This is a genomic window from Xanthomonas sp. NCPPB 2933 (assembly GCF_056725225.1).
The window spans coordinates 1,841,891-1,861,891 of sequence record NZ_CM161518.1; the positions used below are offsets into that span (position 1 = coordinate 1,841,891).

Sequence of the window (20,001 nt, forward strand, 5' to 3'; positions counted from 1 at the left end):
CACTGCTCTTCGCGCAGCGCGCTACTGCAGCTGCGTCACGATCTCGCGCGCCATCGCGCCCAGCGGCAGAATGCGGTCGGCGCCGCCGCGCTTGATCGCTTCCTTGGGCATGCCGAACACGATGCTGGTGTGTTCGTCCTGTGCCACGGTGCGTGCGCCGGCCTGACGCATTTCCAGCAGGCCGGCAGCGCCATCGTCGCCCATGCCGGTCATGATGATGCCCAGTGCATTGCTGCCGGCGGCGCGTGCGGCCGAGCGAAACAGCACATCCACCGAGGGACGATGGCGGTTGACCGGCGGGCCTTCCATGACCTCGACGAAGTACTGCGCGCCACTGCGGCGCAGCAGCAGGTGCTTGCCGCCGGGTGCGATCAAGGCCCGGCCCGGCATTACCCGATCGTTGTTGGCGGCCTCTTTCACTGCGATCTGGCACAAACCATTCAGGCGTGCAGCAAAGGCGGCGGTGAATTTTTCCGGCATGTGCTGCACGATCACGATGCCGGGGCAGACACGCGGCAACGCGGTCAGCACTTCTTCCAGCGCTTGGGTGCCGCCGGTGGAGGTGCCGATGGCGACGATGCGCTCGGTGGTCTGCGCCAGCGCGCGCCCGCTCTGCGCCGGCAGAATCACATCGGCGGTGTGTTTGACCTCCGCTTCCAGCGGCGCCGCAGTGACACGCGCGGCCAGCCGCTTGACGTTGGCGCGTGCGGCGCTGCGCACGGTGTTGACCAGTTCGTCGGCCGAATCGGTGAGGAATTGCTTGAGCCCCAGTCGCGGCTTGGTCACCACCGCCACCGCGCCGGCGGCCAGCGCATCCATCGTGACGCGCGCGCCTTTTTCGGTGAGCGTGGAGCAGATCACCACCGGGGTGGGCCGCTCGCTCATGATCTTGCGCAGGAAGGTGATGCCGTCCATGCGCGGCATTTCCACATCCAGCACGATCACGTCCGGCCATTGCTTGCGCATCTTCTCGATCGCCAGCAGCGGGTCGGCCGCAGTCGAGATGACCTCGATGTCGGTCGCGTCGTTGAGCACGCTCACCAGCACCTGGCGCACCACCGCCGAGTCGTCGACGACCATGGCCTTGATGGTCTTGGTGTTGGCAGCCGGGCTGGCGGCGGGGCGGTTGAAGGCTGTCGACACGGGCGATCCTTGGCTCAAGCCTTGCGGAAAATCGAGGGTGCCACCTGGACCAGATCGATGTCGAGTTCGCTCAGGCTTTCCGAATGGCCGATGCAGAAATGCCCGCCCGATTTGAGATTGGACAGCACGCGCAGGATCACCTCGCGCTTGGTCTGGCCATTGAAATAGATCATGACGTTGCGCAGGAAGATCGCATCGAAGCTGCCCAGCGCCGGCAACGCGGTATTGAGGTTGGCGTGCACGAACTTCACCCGATCGCGCAGCCGGCGTTCCACCAGCAAGGTGCCGTCGTATTCGCCCTGGCCACGCAGACAATAGCGTTTGAGATAGGGCTGCGGAATGCCGTCGATGCGTTGCAAGGCGTAATGCCCGGTGCGTGCCTTGGCCAGCACGCGGGTGCTGATGTCGCTGCCGACCACCTCGAACGGGCGGCCTTGCAAGGTGTCGTCCAGCACCATCGCCATGCTGTAGGCCTCTTCGCCGCTGGAGCTGGCTGCGCTCCAGCACCGGAACGGCAGACCGCCACGATGGTCGCCGGCCAGCTTGCGCAGCAGCTCGAAGTGCTTGGGCTCGCGAAAAAAATAGGTTTCGTTGGTGGTCAGCAGGTCGATCGCGGTCTGGATCTCGGCGCGGTCCTGCCGGCTTTCCAGCAACTGCAGGTACTGCGTGTAGTTGCTGAACTGATGTTCGCGCAGGCGCTTGCCCAGGCGGCCGCACAACATGGCTTTTTTGCCGGAGGAAATGCTGATGCCAGCCGCTTCGAAGATGAAGCGCTGGAAGCGGCCGAATTCCTGTTCGGTGATGGCGGTGGCGGTGCTCATGGCTCAGGCGACATCCGCATCGCTGGCCAGCGCGCTGTCGCTCAGGCGCGCGATGCGCACGGCGTGTTCGCGCCACCATTCCGACAGCATCGGCCCGGGCATCGGCGAGCCCATCAGATAGCCTTGCGCCAGATCGCAGCCGAGCTCGCGCAGCAGGCGCCAGTCCTCGGGTGTTTCCACGCCTTCGGCCACGGCGGTGAGTTCAAGCCGGTGCGCCAGTTCCAATGTGGATTCGAGCACGGTGCGCTGGCTGCGGCTGCGATGCGCGGCATGCACGAAGCTGCGATCCAGTTTGAGTTCGGTGAACGGAATACTGGCCAGGCGCTGCAGCGAGGAGAAACCGGTGCCGTAATCGTCGATCGACAGACCGAAGCCATGCAGACGCAGTCGTGCCAGCATGCTCAAGGCATTGGCCGGCTCCACGATGGCGCTTTCGGTGAGTTCCAGCACCAGATCGGCCGGGCTCAGGCCGTTGTCGCTCAGCTTGGCGCACAGCTGTTCGAGAAAATCCTGCTCGCTGAGCAGGTTGGGCGACAGGTTCAATGCCAGCGTCAGCTGGAATCCTTCTGCACGCCAGTCCACCAATTGCGCAATCGCCTTGTCGATCACCTGCTGGGTCAATGCATGGATCAAGCCTTCGCGTTCGGCCAGCGGAATGAAGCGGTCCGGCCCGATCATGTCGCCTTGCGGGCGGCGCCAGCGCGCGAGCGCTTCCACACCGCGCAGCCGGCCATCCTTGAGATCGAGTTTGGGTTGGTAGGCCACACGAATTTCGCCGCGGCGCATCGCACGGTCCAGGCGCGACGCGGCCGCGCCACCGCTGGACATCAGCGGCGACATCGCCGCCGGTGCAAACGCCGCTGCGCCAGCCGCGGGCTCGGGTTCGCACTCCAGCACAGTGGCCAGATCCTGCAGATGCATCGGTTTTTCGATACCGCCGAGCACGCGTACGCCGGCGCTGCGGCTGAGCTGCATCACCGCATCGATCAAGGCGCCACCGCGTTGCGACACCACGATCACCGGCACGCTGTACTTGCCGCGCGCCAGTGCGTCGAGCAACTGCACGCCATCCATGCCGGGCATTTCCAGATCGATCAGCAGCAGCGATGGCGCGATGGCGCTGCTCAACCAGGCCAGCGCAGCGTGGCCATCCACCGCGCCGTCGACCGCAACGGCGCCGAGTTGGCGGCACAGCGCCATCGCATGTTCGCGCTGGACCACGCTGTCGTCGACGACCAACACCGGGCCGTCCAGCGCGCAGCTGCAGGAGAGAAGGGTGGGGCGCATGGGAGTCCTTGCGTGCATGCGGAGCATGTCAGGCCGCCAGCTCGGCGACAGGAAGCTGGGCGAGGGTGTCGTTGCTCAGCACGGCATCGGCATCGAGCAGGATCACGAAGCGCTCGCCGATCTTGGCCATGGCCTGGATGAAATCGCGGGCGATGCCGGCGCCGAAGCTGGGTGCGCCGGCGATGTCGTCGGGCGCGATGTCCAGTACTTCGCTGACCGCATCCACCAGCAGGCCGAGCACTTGGTGCGTACCGCCATGGGCGATCTCCACGATCACGATGCAGCTGCGCTTGGTGATTGCGCTGGCGCTGCGGCCGAAGCGTTGCTGCAGATCCACCACCGGCACCACCGCGCCACGCAGGTTGATCACCCCGCGCAGGGCCGGCGGCATCATCGGCACGTCGGTGGGCGCGCGGTACTCGATGATTTCCTTGATGCCGAGAATGCCCAGACCGAACATCTCCGTGCCCAGCAGAAAGGTCAGGTATTGCTGTGGTGCCGCCGAGGACGGCGCACTGGTGGTGTGGGCTGCGCTGTGCGATTGCATCGTCGGTTCCTCAGAAGCTGGCGAACTGCGATTCGTCGATCGCATCGGCGGTGGCAGCCACTGCGCTGATCTGGCGCACGTTGGTGCGCCGCGGTGGCGCGCTGAGCGCGGTGCTGTTGCTGTGCGGCGCGATCCGGCGCGGGCCCGGCTTGCTGCTGCCTGAAGCCACGGTACGGCCGCCATTGCCGAGCCGGAAGAAGCCCATCAGTTGCTGCAGCTGCTCGGCCTGCGCGCTCATTTCCTCCGAGGTTGCCGCCAGTTCTTCGGCATTGGCCGCAGCCGACTGCGTGGTCTGGTTCAACTGGCCGACCGCGGTGTTGATCTGGCTGACGCCGGCGGTCTGTTCTTCGGAGGCGGCGGCGATTTCCTGCACCAGATCGGAGGTGCGGCGGATCGAGGGCACCATCTCGCCGAGTACGCGGCCGGCGCTTTCGGCCAGCTCCACGCTGGAACCGGCCACCTCGCCGATCTCCTGCGCGGCGATCTGGCTGCGCTCGGCCAGCTTGCGCACTTCTGCCGCGACCACTGCAAAGCCCTTGCCGTGTTCGCCGGCACGCGCGGCCTCGATGGCGGCGTTGAGCGCCAGCAGATTGGTCTGGTAGGCGATATCGTCGATGATGCCGATCTTCTTGGCGATGTCCTTCATCGCCACCACCGTGGCGCGCACAGTGTCGCCGCCGTCTGCGGCTTCGCTGGCGGCCTTGGCGGCCATGCTGTCGGTGACGCGCGCGTTCTCGGTGTTCTGTGCGATGGAGGCGGTCATCTGTTCCAGCGAGGCGCTGGTTTCTTCCACCCCGGCCGCTTGCTCGCTGGCGGCCTGTGCAAGCGCCTGCGCAGTGGCGCTGACCTGTTCGGAAGCGCTGGCCAGATTCTCGGCGTTGCGGTTGACCTCATCGACGATCTCGGTCAGCCGGCTCATGGTGGTGTTGACGTAGCGCTGCATGTCGGCGAACGCGCCTTCGTAGCGGCCTTCCACGGTGTGGGTGAGATCGCCCTCGGCCATCGCGCCCATCACCTGGATGACTTCGGAGATGCTGCGCAGGTTGCCGCGCGCACGCTCCACGGTGTCGTTGATGAAGGCCTTCTTGCCCGGCAGCTGCGCCAGCGGTGCGTCGAAGTTGCCGCGACCGAATTCGGCCACCACGCCCATCGCCAGTTTCTTCACCGCGATATGCGCACCCACCATCTGATTGATGCCGGTGGCCATGCTGCGGAAGTCGCCGTCGAAACCGCTGCTGTCGATGACCACATCGATATCGCCGGCTTCGTGTTCGGCCGACATGTGGTTGATCTCGCGGATCAAGCCGGTGAGGCTGCCGCGCACCTGTTCCAGGGTGTCGTTGATGAAGCGCTTCTTGCCCGGCAGCAGCGGCAGCTGCGCGGTGAAGTTGCCGCGGCCGAACTCGGCCACGCAGGCGATGGCCTGCTTCTTGACTGCGATGTGGCTGGCCACCATCGCATTGATGCCTTCGGCCATGCGGCGGAAATCGCCGGTGAAGCGTTGCGTGTCGATGACCACATCGATGTCGCCGGCATCGTGCTCGCTCGCCATGCGGTTGACCTCGGCGACCATGCCGGTGAGGTTGCCGCGGATCTGGTCGACGATCTCGTTGATGAAGGCCTTCTTGCCCGGCAGGCGCTCCAGCTCGGCGGAGAAGTTGCCGCGCCCGAACTCGGCCACGCAGGCCATGGCCTGTTTCTTCACCGCGATGTGGTTGGCGACCATGCGGTTGATGCCTTCGCCCATCGTGCGGAAGTCGCCATCGAAGCGTGCCACGTCGATGCGGACATCGATCTCGCCGGCGTCGTGTTCCTGCGAGACGCGGTTGATCTCGTCGTTGACATGGCGAATGCTGCTTTGCACCTTGCGCAGCGCGCGCAAGACCTCACAAGCCTGCTCATCGCGCACCTGCGGCATGGCCACATCGAAGTTGCCGCGCGCGAATGCGTCCAGCGTGGTGGTGGCGATACTCAGCGAGTCGTTGGCGATGCGGATCGACCAGGCCAGCAACGCGCCGCTGACGAGGGCGGCCACCACGCTGGCGGCGAGCAGGGCGCCGTGCGACAGCGTCAGCGCAAAGCCGGCCACGACCACGACGACGGGCAGAACAAGGGCGAGGGCGGCGGTAAACCACAACTGGGTTGCGATCGGGAGACGGTGTGACATGGCGGCAGCTTCCTGGGGTCAGGGAACAACGAATAACGCGGTGATGTGGGGAGTGATGGTGTAAACGCTCAGGCCGCCAGGGCGTCCTGGTTGGGATGCAATTGCTGGAGCAGGCTGGGCACATCCAGAATCAGCGCGACATCGCCGCTGCCCAGGATGCTGGAGCCACTGATGCCTTTGACCTGTGCGAAGACCTTGGACAACGGCTTGATCACGGTTTGCCATTCGCCCAGCAGCGTGTCCACGACCAGGCCGAAGCGCTGCGCGCCCTGGCGGATCACCACGATGCTTTCGCGTGCAGGGGTCTTGCCGCCGAGCGCGAATAGTTCACGCAGGCGCACATACGGCAGCACGCTGCCGCGCAGATCGATGTAGTCGCTGGCGTAGTCGGGCGTGAACTCCACGCATTCCTCCACCACATCCAGCGGCACCACGAACACCGATTTGCCGACACCGACCTGGAAGCCGTTGATGATGGCCAGCGTCAGCGGCAGCCGCACCGAAATGGTGGTGCCCACGCCGGCGGTGCTGTCGATCTCCACAGTGCCGCGCAGCGCGGTGATGTTGCGCTTGACCACGTCCATGCCGACGCCGCGCCCGGACAGGTTGGTGACCTTTTCGGCAGTGGAAAAGCCCGGCTCGAAGATCATCGCGAACACGTCGCGGTCGCTGAGCTGGCGGCCGGCCTCGATCAGGCCGCGTTCCAGCGCCTTGGCCAGGATGCTGTCGCGGTTCAAGCCGCCGCCGTCGTCGGTGATCTGGATAACGATGCTGCCGGAGTCGTGATAGGCGTTGAGGCCCACGGTGCCGCGTGCGGGCTTGCCGTGGGCCACGCGCACGTCGGCCGGTTCGATGCCGTGGTCCATCGCATTGCGCACCAGATGGGTGAGCGGGTCGCCGATCTTTTCCACCACCGACTTGTCCAGCTCGGTGTCTTCGCCGGCCACCACCAGCGCGATGTCCTTGCCGAGTTCGCGTGCCACGTCGTGCACCACGCGCTGGAAGCGGCCGAAGGTGCCGCCGATCTTGACCATGCGCAGTTGCAGGGCGCTCTCGCGTACGTCTTCCACCAGGCCGGCCAGGATCGAGGCCGATTCCAGCAACTGGGCGTCGCCGGTGCGCTGCGCGTTGGCGTTGGTGCCGGCCACCGCGATGATGAGTTCGCCGACCAGATCGATCATGCGATCGAGTTTGTCGGCGTCCACACGGATCGAGCGCGCCTCGGCGTTGCGTGAAGCACCTTCCTGGGGGGCGCGGGCCGGCGTTGCAGCCGAGGTTGAATTCGGAACCGCAGCGAGCGTGCTGGCGACGGGTGCAAGCGCTGCAGGCTCGATGACGAGAAGGGCGGCCGCCTCGGTCGGTGCCGGCACCGAGGTGATCTCCAGATCGCAATCCTCGCGCACGAACTCGAACACTTCTTCGATCGCGGCGCGGTCGGCATCGCTGCGCAACAGGATCTGGAAACCGAGATAGTTGGCTTCCGGATCGAGCGCTTCGAAGCTCGGCAATTGGCTGTAATCGGTGCTGACCGATTCGACCGAACCCAGGCCGCGCAGATTGCGAATCAGCTTGAGCGGCGAGTTGCCGAAGCGCAGTGCATCGGCAAACAGCGTCAACGAAATACGCCAGTAACCACTTTGTTTTTCAGGTGTGCCGAGCTGGATGGCTGCCTCAGTGACGCCGCACACGCTGCCTTGCAGATAGGTCTGCAACTGCGCGAGCAACGGCTCGGCCTCGGTCGCCAATGCGGCCGCGTCGGCGTGGCTTGGATCGGCCGCGGTTTCCACCAAGGCGTGGATGTGGTCGCAGCACACCAGCAGCAGCGCGATCAGTTCCGAACTCAGCGTCAGTGCTTCCTCGCGCACCAGATCCAGCACGCTTTCTAGCACATGGGTGAAGCCGACCAGCTGCGGCAGATCGAACAACCCGCCCGAGCCCTTGATGGTATGCGCCGCGCGAAAGATCGCGTTGACCGCATCGGGCGAAGACTCGCCACGCTCGGCTTCGAGCAGATGGCGTTCCATGTCTTCGAGCAGATCCCGGCTCTCGGCCAGAAAGGTCTGCATCAGCTGGTTCATGTCCATGCGCGTGTTACCTGTCCGTTAGTGAATGCGTTCGCCGAGGCACGCGACCGCATGCGGGTACAGCGCTTCGAGCAGGCCGAGCAGTTCGATCACATCGACCACCGCACGGCTGGAATCGGTGAGCGAAAACGGCCGCCCATCGGCCTGGATCGCCTGCTTGGTGGCCAGCAGCAACTGCAGGCCGGTGGTGTCGATCTCGCTGACCGCAGCGAGGTCCAGATGCAATCCACCCGGGTGCAGCAATGCCGGCTGCAAGAGCGGCTTGAGTTCTGCAGCGCGACGGATCGTCATCTCGCCTTCCAGGGCGAGTGTCAGCGGCGCGGGTAGAGCGGACAGTGGCGTGTTCATTGATGCCTCAAGCGATGCGATGGCGCACGGATGCGCGCCATGACGCGGAAGAAGGTCGCTCCGGCGTGGGCTTGCGTGGGCAGCTCTGCACACGGGGACATGCCGGTCTATGCAGGTATCGGCGCGCGGCAGGAATATTTAGGCAAAATTCAGCGCGGTGACGGATTTGAGAAATCCATCACTGCCTGGGCATTAATTGCTCAGGTTTGTCGCAAGCAGGCTCGGGAGTCGAATGTCCCGGACAGTCCTGCAGGACAGATAGCCGCATTTCGGTCGAATTCTTTAATGCATGCGGGATGGGTGTTCTGCAGTGTCACTGCAGAAAATGCGCATTAGAAAGGCCACACGTGTCGTGGGGCGGTATCGCAGAGTGCGATGGGTTTTAGTGAAAATGCCGCATCGAGTTCGATGATCTTTGCGCAGCGATTGCAACGTGATCGACGCGTCCTTGCGTCGTCTATTGTCGAGATCGGTGCGCCAAGCAAACGCAACCGATGAAGCAGGCCTTTTATCTCGGCGCCAGCATCGTCAACAAGCCACGTGCCGCATTGAAACGATCCGCACCTTCCGGCAGCGGCAGCTTGATGCGCAGCTTGTCCGGGCCGTCCATGGTGTAGATCTTGGGCTGCTTCTGGATCATCTGGATCACCGCGACCGGGTCGATCGACGGCTTGGCCTCGAATACCAGACGGCCGCCGTTTTCGCCCAGATCCAGCTTGCGCACACCCAGCGCGTTGGCCTGCAGCTTGAGCTCGGCAATGGCGAACAGATGCTTGACCGGATCCGGCAGCAGGCCGAAGCGGTCGATCATCTCCACCTGCAACTCGCGCAGGGCATCGCTGTTGCGCGCACTGGAGATGCGCTTGTACAGCGTCAGCCGGGTGTGCACATCGGGCAGATAATCTGCGGGAATCAACGAGGCCACATGCAGCTCGACCTCGGCACCGCGCACTTCGTCGCCGGCATCCAGATCGGGCAGGTTGCCCTGGCGAATGCTGCGCACTGCGCGTTCCAGCAACTCGGTGTACAGGCTGAAGCCGACCTCGGCCATCTGCCCGCTCTGGTCCTCGCCCAGCAGCTCGCCGGCGCCGCGGATTTCCAGATCGTGCGTGGCCAACGTGAAGCCGGCGCCGAGCTCGTCCATCGAGGCGATCGCTTCCAGACGCTTCTCGGCATCGGCGGTGATCGAGCGACGGTCCGGCACCACCAGATACGCGTAAGCGCGGTGATGCGAACGACCGACGCGGCCGCGCAACTGATGCAACTGGGCCAGGCCGAAGCGATCGGCGCGGTTGATGATGATGGTGTTGGCGTTGGGAATGTCGATGCCCGATTCGATGATCGTGGTCGACAGCAACACATTGAAGCGCTGCTTCTGGAAATCCAGCATCACCCGTTCCAGCTCGCGCTCGGGCATCTGCCCGTGCGCGATGCCGATGCGCGCCTCCGGTACCAGTTCGGACAAGTCGCGCTGCATGCGCACGATGCTTTCCACATCGTTGTGCAGGAAATACAGCTGCCCGCCGCGGCTGAGCTCGCGCTGAAATGCCTCGCGCAACAACGCGTTGTCCCAGGCAGTGATGAAGGTCTGCACCGCCAGCCGGTTCGGCGGCGGGGTGGCGATGATCGACAGATCGCGCAAACCGGCCATGGCCATGTTGAGCGTGCGCGGAATCGGCGTGGCAGTGAGCGTGAGCAGATGCACGTTGGCGCGCATCGCCTTGAGCGCTTCCTTCTGCCGCACGCCGAAGCGCTGTTCTTCGTCGACGACGACCAGGCCCAGATCCTTGAACTTCACATCCGGCTGCAGCAAACGATGGGTGCCGATGATGACGTCGATATCGCCGCTGGCGACCTTCTCCAGCTCGGCCTTGATTTCCTTGGTGCTCTTGAAGCGCGAGAGCACTTCCACCTTCATCGGGTAATCGGCGAAGCGGTCGCGGAAATTGCGGTAATGCTGCTCGGCCAGCAACGTGGTCGGCACCAAGACGGCAACCTGCTTGCCGGCGCTGGCGGCGGCGAATGCGGCGCGCACGGCCACCTCGGTCTTGCCGAAGCCCACATCGCCGCAGACCACGCGGTCCATCGGCTGGCTGCTGCCCAGATCGCGCAACGTGGCATCGATGGCGGCCAACTGATCGGGGGTTTCTTCAAAGGGAAAGCCGGCCGCGAACGGCTCGTACATCGCGCGGTCCACCTGCAAGGCCAGACCGGCACGTGCACGTCGGCGGGCCTGGATTTCCAGCAACTCGGCCGCCACGTCGCGCACCTTTTCGGCCGCCTTGCGCTTGGCCTTGGTCCATTGCTCGCCGCCCAGCGAATGCAGCGGCGCGGTCTCGGCCGAGGCACCGGAATAACGGCTGATCAGATGCAGTTGCGCCACCGGCACATACAGCCGGTCGCCCTTGGCGTATTCGATTTCCAGGAACTCACCGGGCATGCCGCCGGCATCGAGCACGATCAGCCCGCGGTAGCGGCCCACACCGTGGTCTTCGTGCACGATCGGCGCGCCTTCGGACAGCTCGCCCAGATCGCGGATGATCGCTTCCGGCTCGCGGCCCACACGTCGCGTGCGACGCGGCTGGTTGGCCCGCTCGGGAAACAGCTGGCGCTCGGTCAGCACCGCAATCTGCGGGTTGTCCAGCGCAAAGCCGTCTTCCAGCGGCGCCACGGTAATACCGAAGCGCAGCTTGGGCACGGCCAGGAAGGCGGGCAGGTCGGCCACCACCTCCGGCTTCAATTGCGCCGCCGCCAGCACTTCCATCAATGCTTCGCGGCGACCGGCCGAATCCGATGCCACCAGCACGCGGCCCGGGTAGTGGCTCAGGAACGAGGCCAGCGCCTGACCTGCAGGTGCGTCTTTTGCCGCCACCGGCAGCGGCGGCAACGGTTGGTCGCCAAGGGCGACGGCCTCGTCGATACGCGGATGGTCGCTGGCCCAGACTTCGATGCGGGCCAGCTTGTTGAGCCGCTCGCGCAATGCATCCGGCGATTGATACAGCTCGTCCGGCGTCAGCAGCGGGCGCTCCACATCGTGGCGGCGCTGTTCGTAGCGGTCCTGCGCCTGCGCCCAGAACGTGTCGGCCGCGTTGGACACGCCGGTGGCGATCAACGGCAGCGTGCGCTTGTCCAGATAATCGAACAAGGTGGCGGTCTTGCTGAAGAACATCGGCAGGTAATACTCGACGCCCGACGGCGCCAGACCCGATTTCAGATCCTGATACAGCGCGCTGCGCCGGGTATCCACATCGAAACGTTCGCGCAGGCAGGCCAGCACGCGTTCGATGCTGGCATCGTCCATCGGCACTTCGCGGCCGGGCAGCAATTTGACGGCATCGACCTTGTCCAGCGAGCGCTGCGATTCCGGGTCGAAGGCGCGGATCGAGTCGATATCCTCGTCCAGCAGCTCCACGCGCAACGGCGTGGCTTCGCCCATCGGAAACACGTCCAGCAAGCCGCCGCGCACCGCAAAATCGCCCGGGTCCATCACCTGCGGCACGTTGCGGTAGCCGGCGCTTTCCAGGCGGCGTTTTTCCGCATCCAGATCCAGCCGCTGCCCGACCTTCAGATCGAAGCTGCCGCCGACGATGTAGCTCAGCGGCGCCAGCTGCTGCATCAGTGTCTGCACCGGCACGATCACCACACCACGGGTCAGTGTGGGCAGACGGTGCAGCGCAGCCAAACGCTGGCTAATGATTTCCGGGTGCGGACTGAACTGGTCGTAGGGCAGGGTCTCCCAATCGGGAAACGGAACCACCGACAAGCTGGCGTGCTCGCCAAGCAGGGCATGCAGATCCGATTCGATCTGGTGCGCGCTCTGGTTATCGCGTGCGATCACCAGCAGCGGGCCGGCATGCGCCTCGGCGGCGCGCGCGATCGACCAGGCCAGCGCAGTCGGCGAAGACGGGGCGCGCCAATAGGCACGAAGCTGGCCGGACTTGGGCAGCGGCGGAGAGGGGAAGGTGGTTGGCGACGGCATCAGCCGGCAATTTTACCAGAGCGCCCGCTGCGACCGGTCCATCCGGTGTGAAAGCGGGCGTTGGGCCGCTTGCTTACATGGGCGCCGCAGGGTCTAGTGGTACGTAACGATTTGCTGGTACCAGGCAAACCCCAGTTAGTCGAGGGCGCGGTGTCCTCACCGCTTGCGGGACACGCCGTGAATCCGTCCGTGGAGGCTCAGTGGCGGCATCCATGCCGCCACATGGTCCCGCAATCGGTGAGGACACCGCACCAGGCAGTCAGTCGGTTGTTTCATTAAAAGCCTGTCCGTTGCTTGGCTTGTTTTGTGAAGCTGAGCGGACGCGCCGTTATCCAATCAACGCAGGTCATGCATTGCTTGCACCCTGCACACCGACCGTCTCCACTGGTCCTTGCCCGCCCACCATCGCGGGACCTTACGCGGCATGGATGCCGCGTAAGAGCCTACATGGACGTACTTGCGGCGTGTCCCGCGATGGTGGGCGGGCAAGGGCCCTGCAACCAAGTAACAGATCAGCCGCTCTGAGCGGAATCCCGAATCCCGAATCCCGGCGAATCAGGCATCCAGCTCCAACACCATGCGCACCAGCTCCGGCGAATCCGGATGCGGCTGCGGCTTGAAGCCCAGCGACTCGGCCAACTGCAGCATCGGCACGTTGCTTTGCAGCACATCGCCGAACAGGCAGTCCAGATACTTGCGCCGCGCCCACTTGACCAGCTTGCGCATCAGCTGCCGCCCCAGACCCTGGCCGGCGACGAAGCTGCTGACCAGAATGGTGTACTCGGCCTGGCGGGTGCCCGGCACCAGCGCTGCGCGCGCGACTGCGCCAACCAGCGCCTCGCCCGGCGGCAACTGCTCGGCGGCGACCAGCACGATCTCGCTCTTGGGATTGGGATGGGTCAGGCGCTGCACCATCTCCGGCGTGATTTCGGCGGAGGAGCGCACGAAGCGCTCGCGGATTTCCTCCGGTCCCAACAAGCTGAAAGCCCCCTGCAGCGGCGGACCGTCCTCAGGACGGATCGGTCGGAGCAGAAGGGTGCGGCCATTGGGCAGACTGAAGTTTTCATGCCAGGGAGGCATGCGATTGCGAATGGCCATGACCGGTGTTCCTTGAAGATCGGAAGATTCTGGCACCAGCCCAGCGCACAACCGTGAATGAATCCGGTGCGCCGCTGGGGGCCGTTTGGAGGGTGGCAGTGCTTCCCACATCACTGTACCGAGCGATACCGTGATCCAGTCGTGAGTATGCAGCTGCGGTTGCCGGCGCGTATGGCGCCCGGCCCCGATGACTCAGGCGTCCTGGCGCAGCCATTCCAGCCGCGTCGAGGCACCGGCCTCGCCGAGGTGCTTCTTCAGCACCGGCAGCGCAGGCGCCAGCACCTGGTCGAACTGCCACGGCGCGTTGACGATCAGCAGCCCGCTGCCGGTCAGGCGCAGCGGCGAGTCGTCCGGGCGCACCTGCAGCTCGGCCACCAGCACCGACTTGGCCGGCAGCGTGGCGGCCTTGCGCATGAACGGCTGCAGGCTGCGGCGCAGCTTGATCGGGTACCACACCATGCACATCGCCTGCGGCCAGCGCGCCAGGGTTTCGCGCACGCTGTGGATGACCTGCGGGTACTCGGCCTCCTGCGACTCGTACGGCGGGTCGATCAGCACCAGCCCGCGGCCGATTTTGGTCTCGCCGGCGCGCGGCGGCACGAAGGCGCGAATCGCCTCATAGCCATCGCCGGCATGCACGCGCACGCGGCTGTCCTTGGCGAACAGGCGCTTGAGCGCCTCGGCCTCTTCCGGCTGTAACTCGCAGAACGCCATGCGGTCCTGCTCGCGCAACGCTTGTGCGGCCAGCAACGGCGAGCCGGGGTAGTGGTTGATCTGGATGCCAGCGGTGGGCCGCGCCGGCTTCTGGCCGGGTGTGGACGGGCGGGCGACGGTCTGGTTGTCGGCCTGCACCGCGCGCAGATAGCGTTCGACCACCTCGGGCAGGGTCGACTCGGCCATCAGCCGCATCACCCCGGCATCGGCCTCGTTGGTCTTGCGGCTTTCTTCGCCACCGAGCTGGTAGCGCCCGCGCCCGGCGTGGGTATCGAGCACGAAGAACGGCGTGTCCTTGCGCTTGAGGGTGTCGATCAGCGCCAGCAAGGCGATGTGCTTGAGCACGTCGGCATGGTTGCCGGCATGGAAGGCGTGGCGATAGTTCATCGCGGCAGTGTACGGGCCGCGCCAGCATGCGGCTATGCTGCGCGCCATGTCCGAGTCCCCCGCCCGCGTGCTCGTCGTCGAAGACGAAGCCGCCATTGCCGATACCGTGCTGTACGCGCTGCGCAGCGAAGGCTATGCGCCCGAGCATTGCCTGCTGGGTCGCGATGCGTTGGCGCGGCTGCGCGCCGACCCGGCCGATGTGGTGGTGCTGGACGTGGGCCTGCCGGACATCAACGGCTTCGAGGTGTGCCGCACGCTGCGCAGTTTCAGCGACGTGCCGGTGATCTTCCTGACCGCGCGCAACGACGAGATCGACCGCGTACTCGGGTTCGAACTGGGTGCCGACGACTACATGGCCAAGCCGTTCTCCCCGCGCGAGCTGGTGGCGCGGGTGCGCGCGCGGCTGCGTCGCCGCAATGTGGCCGCAGTCGCGGAGGCGGGCTGGCAGCCGCATGGCGCGTTTGCGATCGATCGCGAGGGCAGCCGCATCCGCTACGGCGAGGCGCTGCTGCCGCTGACCCGCTATGAGTACGCGCTGCTGTCGGCATTGTTGCAGCGCCCCGGCGCGATCCTCAGCCGCGCGCAGCTGATGGACCGCGGCTGGGATGCCAGCGCCGACAGTGCCGACCGCACCGTCGATACCCATATCAAGACGCTGCGCGGCAAGCTGCGCCAGGCCGGCGTGCCGGCCGACCCGATCCGCACCCACCGTGGCCTTGGCTACGCGCTGGAGCTGTAGGCATGGCCGCGTGCAGGCGTCGCGTTGTTCTCCAGGCCGGGGTCTGACATGCGGCTCGGTCTCAAGCTGTTCCTGGGCTTCTTTCTGATCGTCGGGCTGGCCGCGTTCTTCGTGATGCGGGTGTTCGTCAACGAGGTCAAACCGGGTGTGCGCCAGGCGATGGAATCCACGCTGGTGGATGCGGCCAATGTGCTGGCGGAAATGGCCAGCGGCGAATTGGCCGGCGGCACCATCGCCACCGGCAGCTTTGCGCGCAACGTGGCGCAGGCGCAGCGGCGCGATCCCAAAGCCTGGGTATGGCGGTTCCGCAAGAACGATGTGGCGTATCGCGTCACCGTGACCGATGCGCGCGGCGTGGTGGTATTCGATTCGCTGGGCCGCGACGTGGGCCGCGACAACTCGCGCTGGAACGATGTCTATCGCACCTTGCGCGGCGAATACGGCGCGCGTTCCAGCCCCGAGGTCGATGGCGACCCGACCGCCACGGTGATGCATGTGGCCGCACCGATCTATGCACCCAACGATCCAGGCAAATTGATCGGCGTGCTGACGCTGGCCCAGCCCAATCGCAGCATCGACCCGTTTATCGAAGCCAGCCAGCGCAATATTTTGCAGCGCGGGGCCTGGTTGATCGGTATTTCCGCATTGATCGGGATCTTGATGACATGGTGGCTGATGCGCGGCATCGGCCGGCTCAATCGTTACGCGCAGGCGGTGAGTGCGGGCGTGCCGGTGCCGCCGCCGGAACCGCGCGGCGATGAAATCGGCGACCTTGGCCAGGCGCTGGAAAGCATGCGGCGCAAGCTGGAAGGCAAGGCCTACGTGGAGCAGTACGTGCAGTCGCTGACGCACGAAATGAAGAGCCCGCTGGCAGCGATCCGCGGTGCTTCCGAGTTGTTGAGCGAGCCATTGCCGGAAACCGACCGCCAGCATTTTGTGGCCAGCATCCGTGCGCAGGAGCTGCGCCTGACCGAGACCATCGACAAGCTGCTGGCACTGGCCGAGGTGGAGCAGCACGGTTGGTTGCAAAAGCGCGAGCGCATCGCGGTGGCTGGCTTGCTGCAGGCAGCAGTGGATGCGGTTCTGCCACGCGCGACAGCGGCCGGCGTGCGGGTGGAGATCGATATCGCATCTGATGCAGCGCACGAGCACTACGTGCTCGGCGACGGGTTTCTGCTGCGCCAGGCGCTGATCAATCTGCTGGAAAACGCCATCGCGTTTTCGCCGGAAGGCAGCACCGTGCACTTGCGCACGCAGGTGCACGCTGAAAAATTGCAGGTGTCGGTGCAAGACCGCGGCAGCGGAGTGCCGGATTACGCGCTGGAGCGGGTGTTCGAGCGTTTCTATTCGCTGGCCCGCCCGCAGACCGGGCAACGCAGTTCCGGGCTCGGCTTGCCGTTCGTGCGGGAAGTTGCGCGCCTGCATGGCGGCGAAGTAGCGCTGGGCAATCGCGAGGGCGGCGGCGCGGTGGCGACGTTGCGGCTGCCAGCTGGCTGATCTGCGGCCTGGCTGCAGGGCCCTTGCCCGCCCACCGTCGCGGGACACGCCGCAAGTACGTCCGTGTAGGCTCTTACGCGGCATCCATGCCGCGTAAGGTCCCGCGACGGTGGGCGGGCAAGGACCAGTGGAGATGGTCGGTGTGCATGTTTTCAACAAAGCAGCCGACTAACTTTTCTGGTGCGGTGTCCTCACCGCTTGCGGGACCGTGTGGCGGCATGGATGCCGCCACCGAGCCCCCAGGGATGGGTTTACGGCGTGTCCCGCGAGCGGTGAGGGCACCGCGCCCTCGATGCTGCAGGGCCTTGCCCGCCCACCATCGCGGGACACGCTGCAAGTACGTCCGTGTAGGCTCTTACGCGGCATCCATGCCGCGTAAGGTCCCGCGACGGTGGGCAGGCAAGGACCAGTCGAGATGGTCGGTGTGCATGGCTTTCAACAAAGCACCCAGCAAACTGGCTGGCGCCGTGTCCTGTTCTCAATAAAGCAATCAGCAACCTGTCTGGTGCGGTGTCCTCGCCGATTGCGGGACCGTGTGGCGGCATGGATGCCGCCACCGAGCCTCCAGGGATGGATTCACGGCGTGTCCCGCGAGCGGTGAGGGCACCGCGCCCTCGACCCAGGCGAGCGCTTGCCAGTTTTTGTTAGCCCCTCTAATTGCAGCAAGACACGACGATTCGCCGGCTGATTGCCCACTTCACATTCGCTTCAAATTCGCCTCAAACCCTCCACACCCGCGCATCGCACCCTGGCCACCTCCCAGAATGAGGATGGCCGATGAAATCCCTGAAACTGTTGTTGCGGTTCGCCACCATCGGCGGGCTGATCCTGCTGCTGCTGATTCCGTTGCTGTTGATCCGCGGCGCCGTGCAGGACCGCGCCCGCTACCGCGACGAGGCGGTGGAGCGGGTGGCGCAGAGCAAGGCCGGCGAGCAGCAGTTCATCGCGCCGGTGCGGGTGCTGCCGTATACCGAGGACGTGCAGGTCACCGAGCCGGACGAGCAGGGCAACCAGCGCAAGGTGTGGCGCAAACGCGAAGGCGCGCTGCTGCAGACGCCGCGCAGCCTGAAACTCAGCGGCGAGATGGTGCCCTCGGTGCGCGAAGTGGGCCTGTATCGGGTGCAGGTGTATTCCTGGAAAGCGACCCTGCATGCCGAGTACGCACCGTTTGACTACGTCGCCGCGCCGACCCGCGTGTATGGCCAGCCACACCTGGCGGTGGGCATTTCCGATGTGCGCGGGCTGGTGGGCACACCGCGCCTGCAGGTGGATGGACGCACGCTGGCACTGGAAAGCGGCGCAGGCGCATTGGCCGATCGCTCGGCAGGGATCCATGCCCAACTGAGCCTGCTGGCCGACCCGGTCGCCGGCCGCGTGCAGGACGGCAACGTGGTGGATATGCAGTTCGTGCTGGACGGCACGCGCCGGCTTGCCATCGCACCGATCGCCGACAATAACGAGATCGCCTTGCGCTCCAGCTGGCAACACCCGTCCTTCGGCGGCCGCTTCCTGCCGAACGCGCCGAGCATCGGGCCGAAGGGCTTCGATGCCAGCTGGTCGCTGTCGTCGCTGGCCACCGGTGCGCAGACCCAGTTGCAGTCCAGCCAATCGTCGCTGGATACGCTGGAAGTGCGCCTGGTCGACCCGGTGGACGTGTATACCCAGGCCGACCGCGCCAGCAAGTACGGCATCCTGTTCGTGGTGCTGACGTTTGTGGCGTTCGTGTTGTTCGAGTTGATCAAGCGCTTACCGATTCACCCGCTGCAATACCTGCTGGTCGGTCTGGCGTTGGCAATCTTCTTCCTGTTACTGCTGAGCCTTTCCGAGCACATCGCGTTCTGGCAGGCGTATCTGGTGTCTGCCGCGGCGTGTATCGGTCTGCAGTTCTTCTATCTGTCTGGGGTATTGCGCAGCTGGGCGCGCGCGGCGGGGTTTTCGGTGATGCTCACCGCATTGTATGGAGTGCTCTACAGCCTGCTGGTCTCCGAAGACAACGCGCTGCTGATGGGATCGTTGCTGCTGTTCGGTATCCTGGCCAGCATCATGTGGGTCACCCGCAAGCTCGATTGGTACGAGCTTGGCAACAGCCTGCGCTGAGGCCGGCATGCTCGCTCACGCACAGGTACACCGGCGGGCGCAGCGTTTGCTGCCCGCCGGGATCGACACGGTGGCGCTGCTTCCCGCAGCGCCACTGCAACGCTGGGAATGTTCGCCGTTGTCGGCGTTGCCGCTCGGCCGTGAGGGACGTGGCGGGGTGGTCGGCCTGCGTCTGCATGCAGCCACCGCACAGGCGCTGCGCACGGGCGGAGCCGGTTTTTTGCAGGCGGCGCAGCAGCACAAGGCGCCGCCTGGCACGGCGCCGACGCGCAGCTACGGGCCATGGCAGCGGTTGAACAACGGCAGCTATTGGACTCGCAGTACCGATGCACTGCTCGGGGTGCTGCTGGCCGCCGAAGAAGCGGCGGTGTGGCTGCTATGGCAGCAACCCGATGCGGCGGGTCCGGGCAACGGCCGTTGGCTGCGGTGAGGCGCGATGTGGCAGGCGGGTCAGGCTCGCTTACCATGCAGGTATGACTGGTTCCTCCCTGATCGTCGAAACGGTGCGCGGCACGGACGTGTTGCCGCATCTGGATGCGGTAGCGCAGCTGCGCATCGCGGTGTTCCGCGCATGGCCGTATCTGTACGAGGGCGATGCCGATTACGAACGCGGTTATCTGGCTGCGTATGCGGCCTCGCCAGACAGCGTGTTCGTGCTGGCACGCGATGGCGATGCGGTGATCGGTGCCTCTACCGGTTTGCCGTTGCTCGACGACAGCGAGGCCTTCCACGTGCCATTTCGCGTGGCCGGCATCGACCCCGCCAGCGTGTTCTATTTTGGCGAGTCGGTGTTGCTGCCGGCGTATCGCGGGCAGGGGATCGGTCACGCATTTTTCGACCGACGTGAAGCACATGCACGCACTTTGGGCCGATTCGCGCTCACTGCGTTTTGCTCTGTGGAGCGCGCACTCGACGATCCGCGCAAGCCGGCCGACTACCGCCCCAACGATGTGTTCTGGCGCAAGCGTGGCTATGTACCGCAACCGGGCATGCGCGTGCAGCTGGCGTGGGCAGAGTTGCAACATGGCGAGATCGACCACAGTTTGAGCGTATGGACGCGTGCGGTGTCGTCATGATTGCCAACGAGCGCCTC

General features: G+C 65.3%; 16 protein-coding genes. 6 read left to right on the forward strand and 10 right to left on the reverse strand.

The annotated features are described in order from the left end of the window. Positions 1–21: 21 nt before the first annotated feature. The 7 genes from AC1PLU_RS07365 to AC1PLU_RS07395 form a co-directional block, all read right to left on the reverse strand. On the reverse strand, positions 22–1,161 hold the full coding sequence (locus tag AC1PLU_RS07365) for a protein-glutamate methylesterase/protein-glutamine glutaminase (protein ID WP_481108083.1): 1,140 nt from the start codon (positions 1,159–1,161) through the stop codon (positions 22–24). After that, positions 1,158–1,964: a CheR family methyltransferase gene (locus AC1PLU_RS07370; RefSeq protein ID WP_481095330.1), complete on the reverse strand. Its 807-nt coding sequence runs from the start codon at positions 1,962–1,964 to the stop codon at positions 1,158–1,160. Before AC1PLU_RS07370 ends, AC1PLU_RS07365 begins: the two co-directional genes overlap by 4 nt. A 3-nt stretch (positions 1,965–1,967) precedes the next feature. Next, positions 1,968–3,251, reverse strand: coding sequence for an EAL domain-containing response regulator (locus tag AC1PLU_RS07375; protein ID WP_176341458.1), 1,284 nt, complete (start codon positions 3,249–3,251; stop codon positions 1,968–1,970). 28 nt (positions 3,252–3,279) lie between these two features. Next, positions 3,280–3,798 carry a chemotaxis protein CheW gene (locus AC1PLU_RS07380; RefSeq protein WP_481108084.1) on the reverse strand — a complete coding sequence of 173 codons (519 nt, stop codon included), beginning with the start codon at positions 3,796–3,798 and terminating at the stop codon, positions 3,280–3,282. Between the two features lie 10 nt (positions 3,799–3,808). Further along, a complete protein-coding gene (locus AC1PLU_RS07385; protein WP_481108085.1) occupies positions 3,809–5,965 on the reverse strand; it encodes a methyl-accepting chemotaxis protein in 2,157 nt (718 codons plus the stop codon). Between the two features lie 68 nt (positions 5,966–6,033). Then, complete coding sequence (locus AC1PLU_RS07390; RefSeq protein ID WP_481108086.1) at positions 6,034–8,049, reverse strand: chemotaxis protein CheA; 2,016 nt, start codon at positions 8,047–8,049, stop codon at positions 6,034–6,036. Between the two features lie 18 nt (positions 8,050–8,067). After that, complete coding sequence (locus AC1PLU_RS07395; RefSeq protein WP_006451387.1) at positions 8,068–8,397, reverse strand: STAS domain-containing protein; 330 nt, start codon at positions 8,395–8,397, stop codon at positions 8,068–8,070. A gap of 39 nt (positions 8,398–8,436) precedes the next feature. On the opposite strand from AC1PLU_RS07395, the gene AC1PLU_RS07400 reads away from it, so the two are divergent. Beyond that, positions 8,437–8,733, forward strand: coding sequence for a hypothetical protein (locus tag AC1PLU_RS07400; protein ID WP_481095334.1), 297 nt, complete (start codon positions 8,437–8,439; stop codon positions 8,731–8,733). 172 nt (positions 8,734–8,905) lie between these two features. On the opposite strand, the gene mfd is transcribed toward AC1PLU_RS07400, so the two are convergent. From mfd to AC1PLU_RS07415, 3 genes are all read right to left on the reverse strand, one after another. Then, positions 8,906–12,376 carry a transcription-repair coupling factor gene (gene mfd / locus AC1PLU_RS07405; RefSeq protein ID WP_481095335.1) on the reverse strand — a complete coding sequence of 1,157 codons (3,471 nt, stop codon included), beginning with the start codon at positions 12,374–12,376 and terminating at the stop codon, positions 8,906–8,908. Positions 12,377–12,931: 555 nt separating this feature from the next. Then, positions 12,932–13,474, reverse strand: coding sequence for a GNAT family N-acetyltransferase (locus AC1PLU_RS07410; RefSeq protein WP_006450344.1), 543 nt, complete (start codon positions 13,472–13,474; stop codon positions 12,932–12,934). Between the two features lie 192 nt (positions 13,475–13,666). Next, positions 13,667–14,575, reverse strand: coding sequence for a 23S rRNA (adenine(2030)-N(6))-methyltransferase RlmJ (locus AC1PLU_RS07415; protein WP_043889774.1), 909 nt, complete (start codon positions 14,573–14,575; stop codon positions 13,667–13,669). 34 nt (positions 14,576–14,609) lie between these two features. Here AC1PLU_RS07415 and creB point away from each other — a divergent pair, with 34 nt between their 5' ends. The 5 genes from creB (at position 14,610) to AC1PLU_RS07440 (ending at position 19,984) form a co-directional block, all read left to right on the forward strand. Continuing rightward, positions 14,610–15,314, forward strand: coding sequence for a two-component system response regulator CreB (creB, locus tag AC1PLU_RS07420; RefSeq protein WP_181110756.1), 705 nt, complete (start codon positions 14,610–14,612; stop codon positions 15,312–15,314). A 48-nt stretch (positions 15,315–15,362) separates the two neighbouring features. Further along, a complete protein-coding gene (creC, locus tag AC1PLU_RS07425) occupies positions 15,363–16,811 on the forward strand; it encodes a two-component system sensor histidine kinase CreC (protein ID WP_481108087.1) in 1,449 nt (482 codons plus the stop codon). 777 nt (positions 16,812–17,588) lie between these two features. After that, on the forward strand, positions 17,589–18,908 hold the full coding sequence (gene creD / locus AC1PLU_RS07430) for a cell envelope integrity protein CreD (protein ID WP_481095337.1): 1,320 nt from the start codon (positions 17,589–17,591) through the stop codon (positions 18,906–18,908). A gap of 7 nt (positions 18,909–18,915) precedes the next feature. Continuing rightward, positions 18,916–19,338 (forward strand): hypothetical protein, encoded by a 423-nt coding sequence (locus AC1PLU_RS07435; RefSeq protein ID WP_481108088.1) that lies wholly within the window; start codon positions 18,916–18,918, stop codon positions 19,336–19,338. Positions 19,339–19,381: 43 nt separating this feature from the next. Next, the gene (locus tag AC1PLU_RS07440) at positions 19,382–19,984 is read left to right on the forward strand and encodes a GNAT family N-acetyltransferase (protein WP_481095339.1); all 603 of its coding nucleotides are present in this window, start codon (positions 19,382–19,384) and stop codon (positions 19,982–19,984) included. Positions 19,985–20,001 lie beyond the last annotated feature (17 nt).

Coding starts and splice junctions, on each gene's coding strand:
- AC1PLU_RS07370 (WP_481095330.1), bottom strand. CDS start 1,964: ATGAGCACCGCCACCGCCATCACCGAACAGGAATTCGGCCGCTTCCAG.
- AC1PLU_RS07375 (WP_176341458.1), bottom strand. CDS start 3,251: ATGCGCCCCACCCTTCTCTCCTGCAGCTGCGCGCTGGACGGCCCGGTG.
- AC1PLU_RS07440 (WP_481095339.1), top strand. CDS start 19,382: ATGACTGGTTCCTCCCTGATCGTCGAAACGGTGCGCGGCACGGACGTG.
- AC1PLU_RS07385 (WP_481108085.1), bottom strand. CDS start 5,965: ATGTCACACCGTCTCCCGATCGCAACCCAGTTGTGGTTTACCGCCGCC.
- AC1PLU_RS07435 (WP_481108088.1), top strand. CDS start 18,916: ATGCTCGCTCACGCACAGGTACACCGGCGGGCGCAGCGTTTGCTGCCC.
- mfd (WP_481095335.1), bottom strand. CDS start 12,376: ATGCCGTCGCCAACCACCTTCCCCTCTCCGCCGCTGCCCAAGTCCGGC.
- AC1PLU_RS07395 (WP_006451387.1), bottom strand. CDS start 8,397: ATGAACACGCCACTGTCCGCTCTACCCGCGCCGCTGACACTCGCCCTG.
- creC (WP_481108087.1), top strand. CDS start 15,363: ATGCGGCTCGGTCTCAAGCTGTTCCTGGGCTTCTTTCTGATCGTCGGG.
- creB (WP_181110756.1), top strand. CDS start 14,610: ATGCTGCGCGCCATGTCCGAGTCCCCCGCCCGCGTGCTCGTCGTCGAA.
- AC1PLU_RS07415 (WP_043889774.1), bottom strand. CDS start 14,575: ATGAACTATCGCCACGCCTTCCATGCCGGCAACCATGCCGACGTGCTC.
- AC1PLU_RS07390 (WP_481108086.1), bottom strand. CDS start 8,049: ATGGACATGAACCAGCTGATGCAGACCTTTCTGGCCGAGAGCCGGGAT.
- AC1PLU_RS07400 (WP_481095334.1), top strand. CDS start 8,437: ATGACGCGGAAGAAGGTCGCTCCGGCGTGGGCTTGCGTGGGCAGCTCT.
- AC1PLU_RS07380 (WP_481108084.1), bottom strand. CDS start 3,798: ATGCAATCGCACAGCGCAGCCCACACCACCAGTGCGCCGTCCTCGGCG.
- creD (WP_481095337.1), top strand. CDS start 17,589: ATGAAATCCCTGAAACTGTTGTTGCGGTTCGCCACCATCGGCGGGCTG.
- AC1PLU_RS07410 (WP_006450344.1), bottom strand. CDS start 13,474: ATGGCCATTCGCAATCGCATGCCTCCCTGGCATGAAAACTTCAGTCTG.